Genomic DNA, 21,124 nt, shown 5'->3' on the forward strand with positions numbered 1-21,124 from the left:
CGGTCAGTCGATCGGCAGGAGGTTGCCGACAATTTCTTCGCGCCGCCCCTCGAGGAACGGCGGCAGCACGATTTTCTCGCCGAGCGTGGCGGGGTCCTCGTCCACGGCGAAGCCCGGACCGTCAGTGGCGATCTCGAAGAGCACGCCGTTCGGCTCGCGCAGGTACAAGCTGCGGAACCAGTAGCGATCGACCTTGCCGCTGTTGGAAATGCCGAGTTCCGTCAGCCGTTCCGCCCAGGCGTCGTAATCCGCGTCCGGCGTGCGGAACGCGACGTGATGCACCCCGCCGGCGCCTTGCCGCGCCTCGCGCAAGTCGGGCTGCACCGCGACGTGCAGCTCCGCGTGCGCGCCGCCCTTGCCCATGGCGAACACATGAACCTTGTTGGACGGGTTCTCCGGATGCGGATAATCGCGTACCTGGTGCATGTGGAGCACCTTCGTCAGCAGCACGTCGGTCGGTTCGAGCATCGGCGCGCTCATCATGATGGGCCCGAGCCCGCGAATCTGGTGCTCCACCGGCACCGGGCTCCTGGCCCAGGCCACCGGCGGATCGCCGGCGCCGCCGGCGTCGATCAGCGCCAGCCGTTGCCCTTCGGGATCTTCGAAGTTGAGCATCAGGCGCCCGTCGTGTTCGGCCATCGCGCCGTGGCGCACGCCGAGCTCGTCGAAGCGGCTCGCCCACCACGTCAAGGCGGCGGGCCCCGCCACGCGCAATCCGGTGCAGACCAGGCTGCGGGTGCCCCGCTGCTCGCGCGGCGCGGGCCAGTCGAAGAAGGTCAGGTCGGTGCCGGGGCTGCCCTTCGCATCCGCGTAAAACAGGTGATACGCGCGCACGTCGTCCTGATTCACCGAGCGCTTGACCAGGCGCATCCCCAGTGTCTGGGTGTAGAAGCGATGGTTCTCGCGGATTTTCGCGGAGATGGCGGTGAGGTGGTGGATGCCGAGCAGATCCATGCGCGTCAGTCTTCCTTCCAGGGATTGTTGGCGAAGACCGCCACCTCCGGCCACAGCACGCGCCGCGGCAGGTTGAGGCCGGCCATGATCGTCGCCGCGATGTCGTCGGCGTAAAGCTTGTTCGGGTTGTTGCGCCCGCTGCGGCCCATCCAGTTAGTCTGGACCTCCGACGGGCAGATGCACACCACGCGGATGCCGAGCGGCCGCAGCTCGGCTTGCCAGCACTGACTGATGCCGCGCACCGCCCACTTGCTGCCCGCGTAGGCGGTACCACCCTTGGCGCCCTTCATGCCCGACGTGGACGCCAGGTTGACGATGTCGCCGCTGCCCTGCGCCTTCATCAGCGGCACCACGCGATTGGTGAGATCCACCATCCCGAAGACGTTGGTGCCGAACAGTTGCCGCATCTTGTCGATGTCGAGGGCGCCGATTTCCGCCGAGTAGCCGGTGCCGGCGTTGTTGATGAGCACGTCGATGCCGCCCATCTGGCCGCGGCAGGCCTCGACGACCCGCGCGTTGTCGGCGTCCACGGCGACGTCGGCCTTGACGCCGTGCGCGCCGGTGGCCGTGGCGACCTCCGCGATCTGCGCCGCGTTGCGGCCGGTGAAGACGACCTGGTGACCGGCCTGGCGCGCCTGGGCGACGAGCGCGGCGCCAATGCCCTGGCTGCCGCCGGTGATGAGAAAGCGTTGTGTCTGCATGCCTGATTTTATCCCCCTGCTTAACCGCCGGCGCGCTTCAGCGATGCCGCCACCCGCTCCATCCGCTCCCGTGCATCGCGGGCGATGGTGGCCAGGTCCGCGGACGGGATCAACCCGGCGCCGCCCAGCAGGGCCGCCGGATCCGTCAGCCGCACGAGCGACCGTGCCGGGTCGAGCAACTCGACGGTCACATTGCAGGGCAGCAGCAGGCCCACCGACGGGTCGGCGTTCACGGCCGCGTACGCCAGCGGCGGATTGCAGGCGCCGAGGATGACGTACGGCCGGAATTCGCGCCCGAGCTTCTCCTTGAACGCCGCCTGCAGGTCGATCTCGGTCAGCACACCGAAGCCTTCCTGCTTGAGCGCGTCCTTCACGCGCGTGACCGCCGCATCGAACGCCAGCGGTAACTCGATTTCAAAACCTAATCCCTGCGTCATGACAGTCCCTGCCTTTCCTCAACACTAAAGATACAGGCGAATCTGGAGCAGCGCCGACAATGACGCCGTGCCGAACTCGCTTCGCAGCAAGAGGCCACGCGGTGTCCGTCCGTACGGCAGGTACCCCGTGCCGAGCAGCGACATCTGATCGCTCACGGTGTAGGTCACACCGGGAGTGACGATACCCGAGTGGTCGCGCGGATTGTGCAGCCAGGATCCCGAATAGCTGAACTCCGGTGACGATTCGTAGAAGCCCGTCACCGCCACGGCATGGCGAGACAGGATTTGCGTGTCGCCTCGCAGGTATCGCTCCGCGAAGCCCGGCGTTGAGAACAGCGGCAGGATGTCCTCGGCGCGCGCGGCGCCGAACCCCGAATAGTGATACTCGGCGTAGGCGAGGATGCCCGAGCCGATCGGGAAGCGGTACGAACCGCCCGCCACCGCCTTCCAGACGACGCGGGCGGCAGCGTGGAGGGCGTCGGCGTCAACGCGAAAGGCCGCCAGTTCGCCATGGAGCTCGGCGTCGCCGACCGCCGCCGACGTGGTGACGCCGCCGAACACGTCGCGCGCGCGCCGGCCGCCGATCACCTCGATGTCAACCGCGCCGGCATAGCCGCGCACCCGCGCCGCCACCGCCGACTGATCCCAACTGGTGCCGACGGCGCCAACCAGATCGAGCGACGACCGGTTGGTCAACTTGATGTCGGCGCGGACGGCATCGACGCCGCGTCGCCACTCGCGATCCGCCTCGAGCGGCGAGAACGGCGCGAACAGATCGACGGCGCCGAACATCACGCCGCGCCCCCAGCCAATCGCCTGCCGGCCAATGGTCAGGTGGGCGCGGCCGGCGTGCAGTTCCGCGCTCGCCCGATCGATCTCGTGGCGCCACGACGCGCTGGATGTCTCGGCCAGGTTCCAGTCCAGTTGCCGGATGCGGAAGGGTGCGGCGCTTTGCGCCGGCAGAATCCCGACGGCGGTCACGCCGCCCTGGCCGGTGCGGTACCGCAACCGCTGCTCGTACGACACGGCGAACACCGCATTCCCGACTCGCGCTTCCGGCTCGACCCGAAACCGCCACACCGATTCCGCGCCGGTCCGCTCCGGGAAGAGTTCAGGCGCATCGGGCGCCCTGAACAGCATCGAGCTGGTCTTGATGGAGGTGCGGACGCTGAACGTCGGCGGCGGCGCGCCCGATGGCGCGGCCGCCTGGGCGGTGGCCGGCAACGGGCTCAAGGCGACGGCCATCGTGGCCGCGGCGGCGCTAAGGAGCCGGCGCATGTGGTCCGCCGATCGCGGTGGGCGCCTTGCCGATGCGGGGCACGATCTCGTGCGGCGCCTCGCCGGCGGTGCGCTCGTCGCCGGCCACCCGTCCATCAACCAGCGTCACGACCCGCACGGCGTGCGCAATCACCCTGGCATCGTGGGTCGAGAACAGGAACGTCATCCCGTGCCGGTCGCGGAGGTCGCGCATCATGTGCATCAGGACTTCCGCGTTCTCGCCATCGAGGTTCGCCGTCGGCTCGTCGGCCAGCACCAGGGCCGGCCGCGCGGCAATCGCCCGCGCCACCGCCACCCGCTGCTGCTGGCCGCCCGACAGTTCGCTGGGCCGCCGGTCGGCCAAATCGGCGAGGCCCAGTTCCTGCAGGACGGCCCGCGCCCGGTCGCGCCGCTCCGGCCCAAGCCCCTGCAGTTCCAGCACGAATTCGACGTTCTCGACGGCGGTCAATACCGGCACCAGGTTGTAGGCCTGGAACACGAACCCGATCGATCGCAGCCGCAGCTCGGCGCGCTCGCGGCGGGACAGCGCGGCCACCTGGTGCCCGAGCACGATCAGCTCACCCGACGTCGGCACGTCGAGCGCGCCAATCAGGTTCAGCAGCGTCGTCTTGCCGCTGCCCGACGGACCGACCAGCGCCATGAACTCGCGCTCGTGCACCTCGAGGTCGACGCCCCGCAGCGCGCGCACTTCGGTGGCGCCGGTCTGGAAGACCTTGGTCAGCCCCCGTGCAATCAGAATGGGTTCGCGCATCACGCCACCCGCAACGCGTCGGCTGGATCCGTCGTGGTCGCAAACCACGCGGGATAGAGCGATGCCAGCACCGTCACCACAATGGCCACGGTGAACACGTACCACAGGGCCCACGAACCGATGTCGCCGTAGAAGATCGGATCGAACAGCACGCCCTGGAAGGTGTAGTTCGCGCCCATGTAGGCGGTCAGGTCGATGCCGTGGGTGGCGATGTACCACACCACCGGCAGCCCGATCGCCAGGCCGAGCGCGGCACTCGCCGCGCCGATGACGACCGCCTCCTCGAGCAGGATCATCACGATCGTCCGGCCGCGCATGCCGAGGGCCGACAGCACCGCGAACTCCCGGCGCCGCTCGAGCACCGCGGCCAACTGCGCACTGGCGACGCCGAGCGTCACGATCAGCAGCACGATCAGGCTGATCACGCGCGACACCGCCGCGTCCTGTTCGAGGTGGCCCTTGAACTCCGGGCTGATCTCGCCCCACGTCAGCGCCTCGTCACCACCGGCCAGCACGCGGCTCAACGCGGCCTTGACGGCATCGGCGGCCTCCCAGTCATCGAGAATCAGCGTCACTTCGCCGGCGCCGCCGAGTCCCGTGAGGCGCTCGACGTCCAACCGGACCACCTGGCAGATGGTGGAGTCGATCTCCTCGCTGCCGGTAGTCACCAGGCCGACGATCCTGAGCAACATGCTCTCGATGTCGCCGCTCTTACCCACCGCGGTGACGAGGATCTCGTCGTCGAGGCCGGCGACCAGCCGATCGGCCAGCGCCTGGCCGACGACCACCGCGCCGCTGTCCGACGCCTGCAAGTAGCGGCCCTGCGACATCGTCCGCACGAAGCGGTTGGTGCCCGGCTCGGTGCCGGGATCGACGCCGGCGATCTCGACGGGCACGACGTGCGTGCCCATGGCCACCAGGGCCTGCGCGCGGGCGCGAGTGGTCACGGCGGCCACGCCAGGGAGTTCGCGCGCGCGGGCGGACGCCGCCTGCCAGTCGGCCAGCCGCAATCGCGGGTCGCGACGCTCGCGCCAGCCGGCCGGGACGATGCTGACGTGACCGGACCCGGCGTAGGCGCCCATCCGGGCGAACAACTCCTCGCTCCCGCGATTGGTGCTCTCCGTGATCAGCGCCAGCGCGCAGCCGACACCGATGCCGACAATCGACAGCCAAGTGCGGCGCGAGTTGCGGCCCAGGCTGCGGACGGCGTAGGTCCAGGCCGGGCCCGTCATGCGCCCCTCAGCGCGCGCACCGGCTGCAGCCGGCTGGCGCGAACGGCCGGCCAAATCGAGGCGACCAGCGAGGTGACCGCGACGGCGCCAATGGCGCGAACGACATCGATGGCGTCGAGGGTTGGGTAGAAGCGGAGCGAGAACCGCATGCCGGCGAACGACAGCTCGCTGGGACCGCCACCGGTCAGCATCGCGTAGTCGATGCCGGTCCGGTGGGTCACCGCGACGATGGCGACCCCGATGGCCGAGCCAACCAGCGCGCCGATGAAGCCCAGCGCCAGGGACTCGGCGACCACCAGTTGCACCAGCCGGACCGGGTGCGTGCCCAGGGCCAGCAGCATCCCGAACTCGCGCGTGCGTTCGAAGGTGGCCATCACCATGGTGTTCGCCACGCCCGCAGCCGCGGCGATGAACACGAGAATCAGCACGAACATGCCGGCCAGGTCGGCGATTCGCACCAGGTTCACCATCTCGGGCGCCAGCGTCTGCCAATCCAGCACCTCGGCGCCGCTGAAGGCCGGGCCGGCCGACAGGCGTTGCGCCAGTGGCGCCGCCGCCTCTGCCCGGCGCGCGTGAACGACGATCTCGTGCACTTCGTCCCGCATCGCAAACAGGGTCTGCGCCTCCGCGACGCCGATGATGATGCCCTGCCGGTTGACCAGGTCAACCGGGGTCGTGACGATGGCCTTCACCGTGAACAGGTCGTTGGCGAGGGAGCCGTCGATGCCCTGGCCGACCACGGCAATCTCGTCACCGGTGCGCACACCCATGAGTTCGGCCAGCTGCCGGCCGACCAGCGCCTGCCGGGCCGTCAGCGGCCCGATGACCTCGTTGATCAACCTGGTGGGCCCAGACTCGGCGACCGTGTCGACGCCGACCACCATCACCGCGAAGCCTTCCTCTCCCAGTGCCGCCAGCGCCGGCGCGTAGATGCGGCCCGTGGCATCCGCCACATTCGGATCGCGGCGCACCTGGTCGAGCAGAGCGCCGGCGTCGCGGAGCGTGCGATCCATCAGGCGATCCTTTCGCCACTTCGGTGCGTGCATCTGGACGTGGCCCAGCATTGGGCCGGTAATGGTCTCGACAATCCAGCCTGAGTAGGCGCGCATGAGCGAGGTGTAGGCGATGACCAGCGTCACCGAGAGGCCAATCGCCACCAGCGCCAGGATGGTCCGGCGGCGGTTGCGCCAGAGATTGCGCCACGCCATCCGCGCGGTACTGCGCGACGGGATCAGGACGCTCGTCATTTCACCTGCTCCAGGCGCGACAGGCTGAAGGTGTCGTCGGGGAGCGGCACGTCGAACTGCACCTCGAGATACCGCATCTCGGTCTTCTGGCCCTGGGTGTCGGTGGGCACCATCTCAATCCGGGCGGGCAGGCGGCGCCCGCCGAGCATCCGCACCTCGTCGAACCGCATCGTCCGGGCCAGGCGGCCCTTGCGATCGAAGTGGCGCTCCTCAACCGGCAGGCGATCGTCGGAGACCAGGATGTCGATGCGCGCCCAGCGGCCCACCACGCCCGGTTTGACCTCGAGTGCGAGCCACCAGCCGGCCGGCGCGTCGGAACGGCGGTCGATGCGCGCGTTGAAGTCTTTTCGCAGCGACGACTCCTTGACCAGGTCGTCGTTGGTGAAATCGGTGCCCATCCACGACCCGAGCATGGCCGCCGGCGGCACGCGAATGGTGCGCGCGATCCGCGGGAGGTGGTTCCACAGGTTGTTGCCGACGCGCAGTGTCGCGGTGCCGGCTTCGCGGGGCGGCGCCTCGATCACCACCAGCACGTGCTCTTCGCCCCGCGTCCACGCCTTCACGCGGATGCTGCGCGAGCTGCGGGGACTGGTAACGTCGATCTGGATCCGCGCGATGCTGCTCTTGGAGCGGTAGAGGTCGTCAAGATGCTGGAGCAGGGTCTCGACGTCCGGGGCGGCCGGAGCGCCGGCAGGGCGTTGCGCCCCGACGGCGCCCATCCCGAAAACGGCAACCGTGCCGAGGGTGACGAGAACGTGAACGAAGCGGGGCACTTGAGGTTACTCGTGGGTCAGATCTACCACCCTGAACTGCAAGTCCTGCGCCCGACTTCGCCGTGTGCACCTGGTCACCGCCGCCGGGGCCCTCCTCAATCGAGGGCGCGAGCCGGGATCGCCAAATGCGGAGAACTTCGCAGGCTGGGTGAAATCTCACGTGCCTGGAGCCGGCTGGACCCGGATTTGCTGGCGTTCCCGCTGGCACAGGGTCTGCTCTGGAACGGTCCGCCTGTCGTCGAACAGGCCCGTCGGAGGTGCAGGAATGGACCTTACCAGGGCGGCAGCGTGTTCTGCAGGTAACCCTTCAGGAAGGGATCCGGGGACGCCAGCAGTTCGGCGGCGCTGCCCTTGAAATGGATCTTCCCGGCGTTAAGAACCATGAACTCGACCTGCGCGACCTTGGCGGCGTCGGCGTCCACGATGTGCACGCGTTGGTTGCGATGGACGGCCTGGTGAGAGGCAATGTAGTAGGCGTCGCGAATCTGGTGCGTGACGAGGATCGAGGTGACCTTTCCCAGGTCGCGCAGCTTGATGATTTCGTTGTCCACCGTCATCGCGATGATCGGATCGAGACCGGTGATGGGATCGTCGAACAGCAGGAGCCCCGGTTCCGGCGCCATGGCGCGGGCAATCGCGACGCGCCGGCGCTGGCCGCCGGAGAGTTCCGAGGGCAGCCGGTCGATGTACTCACGGAGGCCGATGAACCCGACGACTTCCTCGACACGGGCGCGCAGCCGCTCCCGAGACACGTGCGCCTCGGACAATCCGTAGCCGACGTTTTCTGCGACCGTCAGCGAATCGAACAGGGCGTTGTCCTGGAACACCATGCCGATGCCGGTCCGCACGTGCAGCAGATCGTGCTCGGTCATCTGGTTCACCGGTTCGCCGTTGACCGTGACCGAGCCGGAGTCGGGCCGCAACAGGCCGAGGATGAGCTTGAGGAGAACGGTCTTCCCTGAGCCGCTCCGGCCCAGCAGGATCCGCATCTCCCCTTTCGGAATGGCGAAGCTGACGTCGTTCAAGACGACGTTATCGTCGAACGCCAGCGAGACGTGGTCGAACTCAACGACAGGAGGTGGCATTACCGTGGTGGGAGCAAGATCAGGGCCGACTGGATCTTACGACTTTTCCCGTGATTCCGCGCGGACCAAGGCGGGAGCCCGTCCGGCATGACAGGCGTCATAGGTGGCGGCTGCGATACTGGAGGCATGCGTGAGCTTCCCAGGATTATTCAGGGTGGCATGGGCGTTGGTGTGTCCCACTGGCGGCTGGCGCAATCGGTCTCGCGGCTCGGCCAGTTGGGCGTCGTCTCCGGCACCGCGCTCGATCAGATCCTGGCGAGGCGCCTCCAGGACGGCGACCCGGGAGGGCACATGCGGCGCGGCCTCGATCACTTCCCGGTCAAGGCGATGGCCGATCGGATCTGGCAGGCCTACCACGTGCCCGGCGGCAAGGGCGCGCGCCAGCCGTACCAGACCCTGCCGCTTCAATCACGAGAAGGCACGCGCGACTTCCGCGAACTGTGCATCGTCGCCAACTTCGTGGAAGTGTTCCTCGCCCGCCAGGGCCACGACCAGCCGGTCGGCATCAACTACCTCGAGAAGATCCAGATTCCGCACTTGCCGTCGATCTACGGAGCCATGCTCGCGGGCGTCGACTACGTGCTGATGGGCGCCGGCATCCCGCTGAAGATCCCCGGCGTGCTCGATCGCTTTGTTCACCACGAGCCCGCCACCTACCCGCTGACGGTGACGGGCGCGATGCCCGGCGACGACACGACACTCACGTTCACGCCGGACGAGTTCACCGAGGGCGCGCTGCCGCCGCTGACGCGCCCGCGTTTTCTCGCGATCATCGCATCCGACGTGCTGGCGATCACGCTGCAGCGCAAGTCCACCGGTCGCGTGGACGGGTTCATCGTTGAAGGTCCCACGGCCGGCGGCCACAACGCGCCGCCGCGCGGCAAGCTGCAGCTCAACGACAGCGGTGAGCCGGTGTATGGCGAGCGCGATCACGTGGACCTGCACAAGTTGAGCGGCCTCGGTCTCCCCTTCTGGCTGGCGGGCGGATACGGCAGCCCCGAACGACTCCGCGACGCCCTCGCCGTTGGCGCCACCGGCATCCAGGTCGGGACCGCCTTCGCGCTGTGCGCCGAGTCGGGCCTCAGGGCGGACTACCGCGCCGCCTTGCTCGAGAACATCGTCGCCGGGACGGCGACGGTCTTTACCGATCCGTTGGCGTCGCCGACGGGCTTTCCATTCAAGATCGCCGGGCTCGACGGCACGCTGTCCAGCCACGATGACTACCTGGCGCGGCCGCGCATCTGCGATCTCGGCTACCTGCGCGAGGCGTACCGGACGCCGGACGGCACGATCGGGTTTCGCTGTCCCGCCGAGCCGCAGTCACTCTACATCTCCAAGGGCGGCAGCCTCGAGCAGACCACCGACCGCAAGTGCATCTGCAACGCCTTGATCTCGAACATCGGCCAGGCGCAGATTCGCGGCGGGAAGTACGTCGAGAAGGGCCTGGTCACCGCCGGCGACGATCTCGCCGGCGTCAGCCGGTTCCTGGTCCACGGCGCCGCCGATTACACCGCGGCGGACGTGGTGACGACCCTGCTTGGCACCGCCAGTTCCAGGTGACGGTGCGGATGCGGTTCATATCGGTCCCTGCATTCTCAACCTGGGAAGCGTTCCAGGGTCCATTACAATTGGGGTATGCCCGTTTCACTCACGCCGCGCGAGCGCGCCCACCTGAAAGCCCGCGCCTACGCGCTCGAACCCGTCGTGCAGGTCGGGAATGCCGGACTCACGGATAAGGTGGCGGCGGAAGTGGACCGCGCGCTGACCGCTCATGAGCTGATCAAGGTGAGAATCAACGGGGCGGATCGCGACGCCCGCGAAGCGCTGTGCGAGGCCATCGCCGCCCGGGCGGATGCGGCGGAGGTCCAGCGCGTGGGCAAGATACTCGTGCTGTGGCGGCCGAAACCAGATGAAGCGAAGGCGGCGGCCGAGACGCCGCGGGCGCGCCGCTAGCGGCTGAACAGCTTCTGCAGGAACGACTTCGGCCGCGGGCACTGGCAGCGCTGATCCTTCGGCACGTCGCCCAGCACCTGCTCCACGTGCTGGCCGCATCCCACCCAGCTCGGCTTTCCGCATTTCGGGCACTGAACTCGCTGGCACATAACCGGTCTCCTTGTATGAATGGTCCACATCGATCATTCCATATCGGGCTCCCGCTGCGCCCCGCCCGTATAATTGAAGTCTTCACTTGTCCTTAGGAGAACGCGCCGTGACCGAGCCAGAAGAAGATTTCGCCACGATGTTCGAGGCTTCGCTCAAGGCGAAGCGCTTCGAGCGGGGCCAGACCATCGAGGGCACCATCGTCGCGATTGGCCCGGAGGTGGCGTTCGTCAACGTCGGTGGCAAGGGCGAGGCCCTGATCGAGATCGACGAACTCAAGGATGCCGATGGCGCGCTCGAGGTCGCCGTCGGCGATCGCATCCAGGCGACGGTCGTGTCCACCGAGGGCGGGCTGACGCTGTCGCGGAAGCTGGCGCGAGGCGCCGCCACCAATCGCCAGATCGAAGACGCGTTCCGCGCCGGGCTGGCGGTGGAAGGCAAGATCGAGCGCGACGTGAAGGGCGGCTACGAGGTCCGCATCGGCGGGCAGCGGGCCTTCTGCCCGTTCTCCCAGATCGACACGGTCCGGACCACCGACCCGGCGCAGCACGTCGGGCGCGTCTACTCCTTCCGCATCATCGAGTACAAGGACGGCGGCAAGAACCTCGTGGTCTCGAGGCGCGCGCTGCTCGAGGAGGAGCAGCGGGCGAATGCCGGCGAGGTCCGGAAATCGATCGTGGCCGGCGCGGTGATGACCGGGCGCGTGGCCTCGGTCCGCGACTTCGGCGCATTCATCGAGCTGGGCGCCGGCGTGCAGGGCCTGCTCCACGTCTCGGAGATGGCGTGGTCCCGCGTGGCGGACCCGTCGCAGGTGCTGTCGCCGGGCCAGGAGATTTCCGTCAAGGTGCTGCGCGTTGACGAGGGCGGGCAGAAGATCTCCCTCGGCTTGAAGCAGCTCGGCGCCGATCCGTGGACGACGGTCCAATCCACCTGCGCGGTGGGCCAGGTGCGCACCGGCCGCGTCACGCGGCTCGCCGAGTTCGGCGCCTTCGTCGAGCTGGAGCCGGGGATCGAAGGGTTGGCGCACGCCTCCACCTTCGCGCCGACGGGACAATCGCAGGCCTGGTCCCGGTCGGTCGCCGTGGGCATGACGGCGGAATTCGAGATCCTGAGCATCGATCCGGAAAAGAAGCGGATTGGTCTCGCGCTGGTCCAGGAGGGTGCGGCGCGAAGCGGCGGAACGGCGTCCGCGCCGTCGGGGATCGTGCCTGGGGCACGCGTCACCGGCAAGGTCGAGCGACACGAGACGTTCGGCGTGTTCGTGTTCCTCGCCCCGGGGCGCACCGGCCTCATGCCGTTGAGCGAGACGGGCCTCACCAGGGAAGCCGACGTGGCAAAGGCGTTTCCGGCCGGCGCGGAGGTCGAGGTGATCGTGCTCGAGGCCGACGCCTCGGGCCGGCGCATCCGCGTCAGCCGCAAGGCGGTGCTGGACGCGGCGGAGAAAGAAGAACTGCGCGACTACAGGGCCCGCACGGAGGTCCCGTCGTCGGGCGGGATGGGCTCGCTCGCCGACAAGCTCCGAGGCGCGCTGGCGCCGCGGCAGAAGTAAACGCAACGTGGGGCCGAGTGGCTGATCGTGCTCCCGCTTCTGTTATAACCTGAAGGCATGAGTACGCATCGTTCTTCCTCATCCTTCCCCCCCCTGACACGACGACGGTTCCTCGAGCAACTCGGGGCCGTTGGCGGTTCGTCCCTCGTCATGAGCGCCATGAGTTCGTGGGACCTGATGGCCGGTTCGGCGGGTCAGCGGCCTGAACTGAGCGGCCGTCCGGCCAAGGCCAAAGTGCTGGTACTCGGCGGCGGCCTGTCGGGCCTCGTGGCTGGCTACGAGCTCGGCAAGCTCGGCTACGACTACCAGTTGCTCGAGGCGCGCGATCGCGTCGGCGGACTGCAGTGGAGCGTGCGGCGGGGATCGGAGCACACTGAAGCCGGCGGCGATCGGCAGGTCTGCACGTTCGATGAAGGGCATTACGTCAACGTCGGCGCCTGGCGCATTCCGCACTCGCACCACGGCGTCCTGAACTACTGCAAGGAACTCGGCGTGCCGATGCAGGTGTTCCTCAACGAGTCCGACGCGTCCTACTTCTACTACGAAGGCCCCGCGGCCGGATCGCTGGCCAACAAGCGCGTGCGGTTGCGCGAGGTCAAGGCCGACATCACCGGCCAGGTCAACGAACTCCTGATCAAGGCGATCGATCAGAACAAGCTCGACCTCCCACTGACCGCCGACGACCAGAAGCGGCTGACCAATTACCTCCTGGGCCAGGGCTACCTCGACTCCACCACCCGGACCTACAAGGCGTTCGCCAACCGCGGCGAAGGCGACCCGTATCAACTGACCGCGCTGCTGCAGGCCGGGTTCGGCAATCGGCTGCGTTCGGTGCCGGCGATGGAAGGCACCACCGCCGCGCCGATGTTCCAGCCGGTCGGCGGCATGGATCAGATCGCCAAGGGCTTCCAGCGCGCGATGGGCCCGAAGCGCATCACCTTCAATGCCGAGATCCAGTCGGTGCACCAAGGCGACGCCGGCGTCAAGGTCGTGTATCTCGACACCAAGAGCGGCAAGAAGACCGAAATCTCCGCCGACTACGTCATCGTCTCGATGCCGTTGAACATCGTCGCCGGCCTCGACATTAACCTGGCGGCCGAGATGATGGAAGCGGTCAAGGCGGTGCCGTACAGCAACAGCGCCAAGATCGGTCTCGCCATGAAGCGCCGCTTCTGGGAAGAAGACGATGGCATCTTCGGCGGCCACCTGTATTCGAACCTGCCGATCGGGGAATTCTCGTACCCGTCGAACGACTACTTCACCAAGAAGGGCGTGCTGCTCGGCCTCTACTCCAACGGGCCAATCGGCACGCTGCTCGACCAGCCGATCGCGGCGCGCATCGAGCACGTGCTGACGCACGCCAGCAAGGTGCATCCGCAGATCCGCACCGAGTTCGAGAGCGCCTACGCGGTGTACTGGAAGAAGGTCAAGTACAACATGGGCGGCTACGCCAGCGGCCGCAATCCCGTGCGGCGTGAGCAGCTGTCGAAGGTGGACAACCGCATCATCATCGGCTCGGCGGCGACGACCCCGCATTCCGAGCCCGACTGGCAGGAAGGCGCGGTGTCGGCCGGCTGGCAGGCGCTGAAGTCGGTTCACGAGCGCGCGATGCGCGGATAGCTCGCACCGTGGCGCCGTTCTGGTCCGCGCCCGTCGAGACGGTCCTCACCGAGCTCGACGCGCGGCCCGGCGGCCTATCGGCGGCGGACGCCTGGCGGTGGCGGTGGGCGGCTGGATCTGGTATCGCGCGCGAATGCGGTGAAGGGTCTGCCTGACCGCAATTCATCGCGGCCTCATCCTCACGACAATCCGCAGGCGGCGGGCCGACCGCCCCTGCGGATTCTCGAATGGTCGCGGGTCCAGCCCGGCTTACTGCCTCGCCCCGGTCACAGAGTTAAACAGCGGACCGTCCCCAATGGCGGTCCCCCGTTGCGGCGACTGGTCGTGCGGCACACCCACGGTCGCCGTGCCGGTGCAGGTGCCGCCGCGGCCGTCATTGCCAGCGAAGTTGATGTAGTAGACACGCCCGTTGCCCGGCACCCTCGGCGTGCCCGTCCGCTCGGCGCGGACGCGCGCCGTGGTGGTGCCGAGGCCGGCGCCATCGGGTGCCGCATCCCCATCGCCGAGGCCATTGATCGGCTCATCCTGGAAGATGCTGACAATGGTGATCCCCACCGGGTCGCCATCCGGGTCGCTGGCGCCGTTGATGGTAATTGGCACCCACTGATGGTTCGGCGGCCACAGGCTCGGCAGGCTCGGCGTCGCCACGCAGGACGGCGCCGTGTTGAACACCGTCACGGTGAACGTGCGCGTCGCCACGTTGCCGTGCGCATCCGTTGCCGTGCAGCGCACCGACGTCACGCCAATCGCGAAGATGCTGCCCGTCAGGGGCACGCATGTCACCGGCACGGTCCCGTCCACGATGTCGGTCGCCGTGAAGGCGTAGCTCACCACGGCGCCGGCAGCGCTCGTGGCATGCGCGGTCAGATCGCTGACCGTGAAGGCCGGCGGCGTAGTGTCGACGACCGTCACGGTGAATGACCCCGTCGTCGTCAGACCGCCCGAGTCGGTCACGGTGCAGGCCACCGTCGTGGTCCCAATCGGGAACATCGAACCCGACGCCGGCTCGCAGACGGGCGTCAGCGCGCCGTCCTCGATGTCGCTGCCCGCCGCCGTGAAGGTCACCGTCGCGCCCGCCGCGCTCGTCGCTTCGGTCATGATGTTGGCCGGCGGCGTGAACGTCGGCGCGTTGTTGGTCACCGTGACGGTGAACGACCCGGTCGCTGTCAGACCGCCCGTGTCGGTCACCGTGCAGGCCACCGTCGTGGTCCCGATCGCGAACGTCGTGCCCGACGCCGGCTCGCAGACGGCCAGCAGCGCGCCGTCCTCGATGTCGCTGCCCGCCGCCGTGAAGGTCACCGTCGCGCCCGCCGCGCTGGTCGCGGCGGTCGTGAGGTCGACATGCGGCGTAAACGTCGGCGCGTTGTTGGTCACCGTGACGGTGAACGACCCGGTCGCCGTCGCACCGCCCGAGTCGGTCACGGTGCAGGCCACCGTCGTGGTCCCGATCGCGAACATCGAACCCGATGGCGGCGTGCAGACGGGCGTCAGCGCGCCGTCCTGAAAATCGGAGCCCGTCGGTGCCGGTAAGAAGGTCACCGCCGCGCCGCCGGGGCCAGTCGCGGGTGCCGTCAGGTTTGGCGGCACCGTCAGCGTCGGCGCCGTGTTGCAGAACACCGGGTCCGTCGCTGCATGGATCGTGATGGTCGGGAACACCGGGGTCGCGTACGCGTTGTCGTCGGTCACCCGAAGGCCGATCTGGTAGGTGCCTGGCGCCCGCGACGAGAACGCGGCCGTCGCATCGAAGACCGCCGTCGTGCCCTCGGCGCCCGTAAAGTTCAGCGGACTGCTCAGGTCCCACGCAAACGTCAACGCCCCGCCTTCGGGATCGCTCGACGCCGTCGCGTCAAGCACCATCGGGCTGCCCACGCAGAAATCGTACGGGCCGCCCGGCTCGGCGACGGGCGGCAGGTTGCCGGCAATCACGTTGACGGGGCAACTGGTGGTCGCCGTGAGGCCGTTGCCATCCGTGACGGTCAGCTGCACGTTATATCCGCCCAGATTGGTGAACGTGTGGCTCGCCGTCGAGGTCGGAGCCGTATTGGTCAGGATGGGCGAGCCGTCCAGGAAGTCCCAGGAGTAGCTTGCGATCGTGCCGCCCGGGTCGTTGTGGAACGACCCGCCGCCATTGAACCTGGCCGAGTCTCCGGCCCCGATGGTAGAGGGAACCACCGTGCAGACAGCTGCCGGGCCCAACTCGAAAATGGTCGGCGACAGGATGATGATCGCGTACGCGGTGCTCAGATCGCCCTGGGGCCAGTATCCGCTGCCGCCGTACCAGTCGCCACCGGCCAGTTGCCTCGAAATCAGGAGCCGCGCGACCCCGGTCGGCCCGGTGCCGCCGGTCGTGGGGTCGCTCCGGTACCAGTCGAAGGCCCGGCTCGGAGTGGCTGGATCGTCGTTGATGATGACAACGGGGTTGGCGATCACGTGTCCATCAGAATCGAGACCCGTCGCCAACCGGAATGCCTTGGCCATCGCATAGAGCGAGTAGAGGTTATGGCTGCCCCAGGTTGGATCGGACAGGTGCCAGTTCGCTCTCATCCCGCGCGCCATGAACCGGACGCCCGCCTGGAACCGCAGCTCGTTGTCGGTGGTGGCGTTCGGGTCGTTCCTCACGCCGTCGAAGTCCATCTGCACCATGCCCGAGGGCGTAGTGGCCATGCAGCCAGACCAGGCGCAGCCGGTGCCGCCGTAGCCGAGCGAGCCATTGTAGAAGCCGGAACTCATGGTCTGGGAGTTCTTGAGCCAGTTGTTCAGGTTTTCGGTCTTCACGAAAGCCGGGACGGGAATGTTCCAGGCGTTCTCCCCGGCCAGCCCGGTGATGGCGCCCCACTGGGCGGTCGAGTTGTCCGCGGATCCATAGTTCCAGCCGTAATGCCAGCCGCCGCGCCCCCAATTCCCCGGATCGACCTGACCCCACCAGTACATGTCCATCATGTCCTGCACGAGGTCCCGGTATTTGCGCCCTTTCACCCACGTGGCGAGACCGGCGACGGCCACGGCGTCGGGCGTGCCGCTGGCGACAAACGCGTCGGCTACCTGGCCGGTGATGTAGATGGGATTGCCCGCGTATTGCAGGCCAATGGTGTTGCCGTTCGTGTCAGGATTCCCGGCCGCCTGCGCGCCGATGGTCACCCCGCTCAACTGGGTCTCGAGCCACGCAAGCCCGCGCGCGACATCGTCCACGTACGGATCTTCCAACCGATCCCCAGCTTCGCGGTGGTTGTTGATCTCCAACGCCTGCACCGTGGAAGACGTCGCCGACACGGCTTCCGGGCTTGTCCAATACCCGGCCGGAATGGTGCCAGCGGTGGTCCGGTTAATCCGCTTGTGGAGGTTCCAGAGGCCTCGGTCGATAGCCATGTTCGCCTCGACGTCGAGCGTCTTGGCCTGGACGATCACTTTGAAGTCATCGCTCCGCGTGAAGCCACCCAGGAACGTGACTGTTAGCACGGCCGTGTACGGCGTGCCGGGGGCGCCAGTGTAGGTATGCGTCCGCTCCAGCGCGCGCGGGTTCGCAATGCTGACCGCCACCGGCCCGCTGCCGTCACCCGGATCCCATGTTGCGGCCGTGATGACGGCCGGCGAGTAGTCGGGGTACACGGCCACGCCCTGCAGGACCAGCGAACCGCCGCTATACACCTGGTGCGGCTGCGTCGGCACGCCCAGCCACGGCACCGTGATGGGAGCCGTCACGCATGCATCACCGACTCCGAAGGGGTTCGACTTCGCCTGGTTCGTGTTTGCCACTGTCGGGCAGTTGTCGTTGATGTCGAGCACGGTGTCGGCATCCGTGTCCTGACAGGCGTTACCGATGCCGTTGCCGTCGACGTCGGCCTGATCGGGATTGACCACCAACATGCAGTTGTCCCGTCCGTTGGGGAGCCCGTCGTTGTCCATATCCGAGTCGCACGCATCGCCGAAGCCATCGCCGTCCGTGTCGATCTGCGTCGGATTGGGCGTGATCGGACAGTTGTCGGCCGCGTTGGCCACGGTGTCGTTGTCGATGTCCGGATCGCACGCGTCGCCGAGCAGGTCGCCGTCGGTATCGCGCTGGTTGCTGTTGGGAACGGCCACGCAGTTGTCGCTGCCGTTGGCCACCCCGTCGTTGTCGAGGTCCGCGTCGCAGGCATCGCCGAGGCCATCGCCGTCCACGTCCGCCTGGGTCGCATTGGCGGTGGTCGGGCAATTGTCTGCCGCGTTGAGCACGCTGTCGTTGTCTTTGTCGGGGTCGCAGACATCGCCGATGCCGTCGCCGTCGAGGTCCGACAGGTTCGTGCTCGCCACCGTCGGGCAGTTGTCGTTGACATCGAGCACGGTATCCGCGTCCGTGTCCTGACAGGCGTCACCAATGCCGTTGCCGTCGACGTCGGCCTGGCCGGGGTTCGGGACATACACGCAGTTGTCGGCGGCGTTCAGGATCCCGTCGTGGTCGATGTCGGGATCCATGTCGAGCGTTGCGGGATTACAGTCGTCGTCTTTCCCGTTCGCGGCGATCTCGGACTGGCCGGGGTTCACCGCAGGATCGGCGTCGTTGCAGTCCACGTTCGCGTTCCAGCCGTCGCCGTCGGCGTCGGGCATCAGGACCGACACGGACCATTCATGCGCCACGGTGCCGCCCGCGGCGTTCCCGTCGGAGACCTCGGCGCTTACCACGTGCGCGCCGAGCGCGCCAATGGCGGGGCTGTAGGTGAAGCTCGAGCCGGCGCCCGCCGGCGAAAGGTCGACCAGCCACTGGACGCTGACCGCATCGCCGTCCGGATCGCTCGGCGTTACGGTAAAGGGCAGGTTCGCTCCGGCCAGCACCTGCTGCTGCGCCGATGCCGGCGTAAACGCGTCAATGGACGGCGGGTGGTTGACGTCGGCGATCGTGACGTGCGCATAGGCCACGCTGGTGTTCCCGTCAGCATCGGACACCTGGAGGCCGATAAACCCGTCGAAGGCGGACGGGAAACTCCCGGTCGGCGTCGCGCCGGCCGCGTCGTCGAACTGGCCGTCGCCGTCGACATCCCAGGCGTAACCGGTGATGGCACCGCCAGGATCGGCCGAAGCCGAGCCGTTGAGCGCGAAGGACGCCCCTTCGTTGGCGGCGTACGGGCCCCCGGCATGTGCGACGGGCCGGGTGCTCGGGAGGTTGTCGGGGCCTGCGAGCGTGGTAACGACGCCGTCCATGTCGGCTATGAGCGTCGCGAGGACTGACGTCAGATCGGCGTCGGCGGCCAGCACGACGTCGATGGCGCTCTGCATGCCCGCTTCGGTGAAGTTCAACGATGCCGTGCGGGCGATGAAGGTGCGCAGGGCCCCGGCTTGATCCGCGATGCCGAAATTGCTCAGCGCCTGCAGTTGCAGCGCATTGAAGCCGGCCGAGACAATCTGGGTGTGAATCGGCGCGACCGCCGCCGACAACGCGTCGAAATCCCGCGTGTCAGCCGCGAGCGTGGCGCCCAGGTCGGACAACGCGCTGTTGGTCGACGACAGCTGCGCCGCAAGCACGGCCGAGTACGACTGAATCGCGCGCGCGTGCACCAGCGCCCAGGTGGAGTCGTCCGCGGCGTCAGCGCCCTGATAGCGTTCGATCGAGTGCAGCAACGCCGCCAGAATGGCCGATTCGTTCCGCTCCGCGTTGCCGATCGCGATGTATTTCTTGACGATTGGATCGTCACTCGTGTCGGCGATGCGCGCCACCGGGCCGAGCGGTGTCACCTGCTGGAAACTTGGATCTGGCGGATCGGCCGCGATGCCGCCGTAGTGTGAGATCGTGTTGATGACCGTGTTCTTGGCCGCCTCTTTCGGATCTACGAAACCGAACAGTCCCATCAACTGCGCCTTGGCGTAGTCCTCGATGGCGCTGACGACGTACCCGACCACGCAACCGACCGGGTCGGCAACACATTCGATGGCCTCCTTGATCTGCTGCAGCTTCTCCAGCGCATCGAGGTCATCGATCAGCCCCTGCCAATGGGATCCCTGGGCGTTGGCCTGCGCCTTGATCGCGGCGATCGATCCGTTCGGGAGGATTGGGATGTTCGCGGGAATCACCACCGCGAAGGCGGAAGGGAAGAACGCGTCGACACCTGCGTGATAGATGTCGTCCTTGCACGCCTTGTAGACCACGCCGTACGTGCCAGGCCCGAGATAGCCGCTGGGCGCCGTATTGGCGATGGTCTCGTAAATGAACATACCGCCCCAGGCGAGGTCCGTCACCGTGTTCGGGATCCCACCGGGGTTCGACACGTCGGTGATGTGTTCTCCGTCGCTCAACGTGGATGCGCTGACGACGTAGATGTGGACGACGGGAAAAAAGGCGCCGCACTGCCCGCCATTGTAGAAGCCTGTGTTGATGGTCACCGAGGCGTTGGGGCCGAAGGTGGCGAACCCGGCGCCCTCGTCGTTCCACCACAGTTCTTGTGCTTGGGTAACTGTTGGCGCGAGCAGCAACCCCAACATGACCGAAAAGCCGGCCAGCACGCGAGTCTGGCGGTAAACAGCAGACGCCATGGCGGTCATACAGTCCCCCTACGGAAACCTCGCCGGTGTACCGAACGCGATCAGTTAACTGCAGGGACCTCCAGTGCCATCCGGACAGGTGGTCCGGCTATCGGTCTTCGCGGGCTCGAGGACCGCGCCGATCGCGCCGGTGAGGTCTACCATCTCCAGGTTGGTGCCATTCAGAATCGCGCCGCTCAGGTCCGCGTTCCGCAAACTCCCGCCGTACAGATCGGCGTGGCTCAAGTCCGCGTTTTGCAGTTGGGCGTTGGGCGCCTGAATGCCCATGAGACTGGCCTGCGAGAGATCACAGCCAGGGCACCGGAGGGTTTTCTTGAAGGTCGCAACATGGTCCGGATTGGCCGCGCCCGCGCTGTGAAGGGCGATGGAAGCGAGTGCGCCGCACAACGCGGTGATCAACCAGATCTGCGAAGGCGATTTCCGCATGACGTTCCTCGTGGAGGTCTATGCCAAACCTGCCAAAGCTGAGTAATACAGATTGAGCCGTATCATCCAGCCAACAAGGCATCATCCGCCCAGAAAAAAGGACTGTCAATAAGATGTTGACGAAATAATCGCGCGTGCTCACAAAATGAGCTGTTGTAACTGAATAGTTACATGTGACCTGCCGATACTGCTATTTCCTGAGCGATCGAGGATGAATTCCAGATTGCCAGCTGTTGCGCAGTGTGCACTGACTGCTCAGTGCACGGAAGGCCAGCCTTGGGCCGGCCTAGTTGCCCGGAGCGGTTTTCGCCGAGGGCGACGACCGAACCGTCCGACAGCAGCACGAGCACGTGCAGCGATGCCGCGATCTCCACGACGGTGGCCGGAGTCTGGGCATGCACCGGAAATGCCGCACCGGCGAGGGCGAGGACCAGGCACACGGCGGCGCGAATCACGTCGGC

Annotated in this window: 16 protein-coding genes and 4 pseudogenes; 4 read left to right on the forward strand and 16 right to left on the reverse strand. The window is 67.3% G+C overall.

What is annotated here, in order from left to right:
- Positions 1 to 3: 3 nt before the first annotated feature.
- The 9 genes from WC815_17170 to WC815_17210 form a co-directional block, all read right to left on the reverse strand.
- Positions 4 to 954, reverse strand: a complete 951-nt coding sequence (locus WC815_17170; protein MFA5910518.1) for a ring-cleaving dioxygenase — start codon at positions 952 to 954, stop codon at positions 4 to 6.
- A 5-nt stretch (positions 955 to 959) separates the two neighbouring features.
- On the reverse strand, positions 960 to 1,655 hold the full coding sequence (locus WC815_17175) for an SDR family NAD(P)-dependent oxidoreductase (protein MFA5910519.1): 696 nt from the start codon (positions 1,653 to 1,655) through the stop codon (positions 960 to 962).
- A 20-nt stretch (positions 1,656 to 1,675) separates the two neighbouring features.
- Positions 1,676 to 2,092 (reverse strand): DUF302 domain-containing protein, encoded by a 417-nt coding sequence (locus WC815_17180; protein ID MFA5910520.1) that lies wholly within the window; start codon positions 2,090 to 2,092, stop codon positions 1,676 to 1,678.
- A 24-nt stretch (positions 2,093 to 2,116) separates the two neighbouring features.
- Positions 2,117 to 3,370 carry a hypothetical protein gene (locus tag WC815_17185; protein ID MFA5910521.1) on the reverse strand — a complete coding sequence of 418 codons (1,254 nt, stop codon included), beginning with the start codon at positions 3,368 to 3,370 and terminating at the stop codon, positions 2,117 to 2,119.
- Complete coding sequence (locus tag WC815_17190; GenBank protein MFA5910522.1) at positions 3,354 to 4,121, reverse strand: ABC transporter ATP-binding protein; 768 nt, start codon at positions 4,119 to 4,121, stop codon at positions 3,354 to 3,356. The genes WC815_17185 and WC815_17190 overlap by 17 nt, the downstream gene beginning before the upstream one ends.
- Positions 4,121 to 5,353, reverse strand: coding sequence for an FtsX-like permease family protein (locus WC815_17195; GenBank protein ID MFA5910523.1), 1,233 nt, complete (start codon positions 5,351 to 5,353; stop codon positions 4,121 to 4,123). The genes WC815_17190 and WC815_17195 overlap by 1 nt, the downstream gene beginning before the upstream one ends.
- Complete coding sequence (locus tag WC815_17200) at positions 5,350 to 6,600, reverse strand: FtsX-like permease family protein (protein MFA5910524.1); 1,251 nt, start codon at positions 6,598 to 6,600, stop codon at positions 5,350 to 5,352. Before WC815_17200 ends, WC815_17195 begins: the two co-directional genes overlap by 4 nt.
- Positions 6,597 to 7,373 carry an outer membrane lipoprotein-sorting protein gene (locus tag WC815_17205; protein MFA5910525.1) on the reverse strand — a complete coding sequence of 259 codons (777 nt, stop codon included), beginning with the start codon at positions 7,371 to 7,373 and terminating at the stop codon, positions 6,597 to 6,599. Before WC815_17205 ends, WC815_17200 begins: the two co-directional genes overlap by 4 nt.
- Before the next feature lie 272 nt (positions 7,374 to 7,645).
- Complete coding sequence (locus WC815_17210; protein MFA5910526.1) at positions 7,646 to 8,458, reverse strand: ATP-binding cassette domain-containing protein; 813 nt, start codon at positions 8,456 to 8,458, stop codon at positions 7,646 to 7,648.
- A 126-nt stretch (positions 8,459 to 8,584) separates the two neighbouring features.
- Between WC815_17210 and WC815_17215 the strand changes: the two genes are divergently transcribed.
- The 4 genes from WC815_17215 (at position 8,585) to WC815_17230 (ending at position 13,727) form a co-directional block, all read left to right on the forward strand.
- The gene (locus WC815_17215) at positions 8,585 to 10,018 is read left to right on the forward strand and encodes a nitronate monooxygenase (protein MFA5910527.1); all 1,434 of its coding nucleotides are present in this window, start codon (positions 8,585 to 8,587) and stop codon (positions 10,016 to 10,018) included.
- Positions 10,019 to 10,093: 75 nt separating this feature from the next.
- Positions 10,094 to 10,411 carry a ribosome assembly RNA-binding protein YhbY gene (gene yhbY / locus WC815_17220; GenBank protein MFA5910528.1) on the forward strand — a complete coding sequence of 106 codons (318 nt, stop codon included), beginning with the start codon at positions 10,094 to 10,096 and terminating at the stop codon, positions 10,409 to 10,411.
- A gap of 256 nt (positions 10,412 to 10,667) precedes the next feature.
- The gene (locus tag WC815_17225; protein ID MFA5910529.1) at positions 10,668 to 12,107 is read left to right on the forward strand and encodes a S1 RNA-binding domain-containing protein; all 1,440 of its coding nucleotides are present in this window, start codon (positions 10,668 to 10,670) and stop codon (positions 12,105 to 12,107) included.
- A 159-nt stretch (positions 12,108 to 12,266) separates the two neighbouring features.
- On the forward strand, positions 12,267 to 13,727 hold the full coding sequence (locus WC815_17230) for an FAD-dependent oxidoreductase (protein ID MFA5910530.1): 1,461 nt from the start codon (positions 12,267 to 12,269) through the stop codon (positions 13,725 to 13,727).
- A gap of 249 nt (positions 13,728 to 13,976) precedes the next feature.
- Here the strand turns inward: WC815_17230 and WC815_17235 are convergent, their stop codons facing one another.
- The 7 genes and pseudogenes from WC815_17235 to WC815_17265 all read right to left on the reverse strand — a co-directional run bounded on the left by WC815_17235 (position 13,977) and on the right by WC815_17265 (position 21,118).
- A complete protein-coding gene (locus WC815_17235) occupies positions 13,977 to 17,591 on the reverse strand; it encodes an HYR domain-containing protein (GenBank protein ID MFA5910531.1) in 3,615 nt (1,204 codons plus the stop codon).
- Positions 17,580 to 17,885 (reverse strand): annotated as a pseudogene (locus WC815_17240) (thrombospondin type 3 repeat-containing protein). The gene WC815_17235 and the pseudogene WC815_17240 overlap by 12 nt, the downstream one beginning before the upstream one ends.
- Before the next feature lie 18 nt (positions 17,886 to 17,903).
- Positions 17,904 to 18,017: pseudogene (locus WC815_17245) on the reverse strand (thrombospondin type 3 repeat-containing protein).
- A pseudogene (locus WC815_17250) lies at positions 18,018 to 18,311 on the reverse strand (thrombospondin type 3 repeat-containing protein).
- Between the two features lie 303 nt (positions 18,312 to 18,614).
- Positions 18,615 to 20,237: pseudogene (locus WC815_17255) on the reverse strand (PKD domain-containing protein).
- Positions 20,238 to 20,282: 45 nt separating this feature from the next.
- Positions 20,283 to 20,663, reverse strand: coding sequence for a pentapeptide repeat-containing protein (locus WC815_17260; protein MFA5910532.1), 381 nt, complete (start codon positions 20,661 to 20,663; stop codon positions 20,283 to 20,285).
- A 167-nt stretch (positions 20,664 to 20,830) separates the two neighbouring features.
- Positions 20,831 to 21,118 carry a hypothetical protein gene (locus WC815_17265; GenBank protein MFA5910533.1) on the reverse strand — a complete coding sequence of 96 codons (288 nt, stop codon included), beginning with the start codon at positions 21,116 to 21,118 and terminating at the stop codon, positions 20,831 to 20,833.
- Positions 21,119 to 21,124 lie beyond the last annotated feature (6 nt).

It is taken from the genome of Vicinamibacterales bacterium (assembly GCA_041659285.1).
GTDB lineage: Bacteria > Acidobacteriota > Vicinamibacteria > Vicinamibacterales > UBA2999 > 12-FULL-67-14b.

What these genes read in the sequence shown, in the direction of transcription:
- WC815_17170 (MFA5910518.1), bottom strand. Translation starts at nt 954, where the DNA reads ATGGATCTGCTCGGCATCCACCACCTCACCGCCATCTCCGCGAAAATC.
- WC815_17175 (MFA5910519.1), bottom strand. Translation starts at nt 1,655, where the DNA reads ATGCAGACACAACGCTTTCTCATCACCGGCGGCAGCCAGGGCATTGGC.
- WC815_17180 (MFA5910520.1), bottom strand. Translation starts at nt 2,092, where the DNA reads ATGACGCAGGGATTAGGTTTTGAAATCGAGTTACCGCTGGCGTTCGAT.
- WC815_17185 (MFA5910521.1), bottom strand. Translation starts at nt 3,370, where the DNA reads ATGCGCCGGCTCCTTAGCGCCGCCGCGGCCACGATGGCCGTCGCCTTG.
- WC815_17190 (MFA5910522.1), bottom strand. Translation starts at nt 4,121, where the DNA reads ATGCGCGAACCCATTCTGATTGCACGGGGGCTGACCAAGGTCTTCCAG.
- WC815_17195 (MFA5910523.1), bottom strand. Translation starts at nt 5,353, where the DNA reads ATGACGGGCCCGGCCTGGACCTACGCCGTCCGCAGCCTGGGCCGCAAC.
- WC815_17200 (MFA5910524.1), bottom strand. Translation starts at nt 6,600, where the DNA reads ATGACGAGCGTCCTGATCCCGTCGCGCAGTACCGCGCGGATGGCGTGG.
- WC815_17210 (MFA5910526.1), bottom strand. Translation starts at nt 8,458, where the DNA reads ATGCCACCTCCTGTCGTTGAGTTCGACCACGTCTCGCTGGCGTTCGAC.
- WC815_17215 (MFA5910527.1), top strand. Translation starts at nt 8,585, where the DNA reads ATGCGTGAGCTTCCCAGGATTATTCAGGGTGGCATGGGCGTTGGTGTG.
- yhbY (MFA5910528.1), top strand. Translation starts at nt 10,094, where the DNA reads ATGCCCGTTTCACTCACGCCGCGCGAGCGCGCCCACCTGAAAGCCCGC.
- WC815_17230 (MFA5910530.1), top strand. Translation starts at nt 12,267, where the DNA reads ATGAGTTCGTGGGACCTGATGGCCGGTTCGGCGGGTCAGCGGCCTGAA.
- WC815_17235 (MFA5910531.1), bottom strand. Translation starts at nt 17,591, where the DNA reads ATGTTGGTGGTCAATCCCGATCAGGCCGACGTCGACGGCAACGGCATC.
- WC815_17260 (MFA5910532.1), bottom strand. Translation starts at nt 20,663, where the DNA reads ATGCGGAAATCGCCTTCGCAGATCTGGTTGATCACCGCGTTGTGCGGC.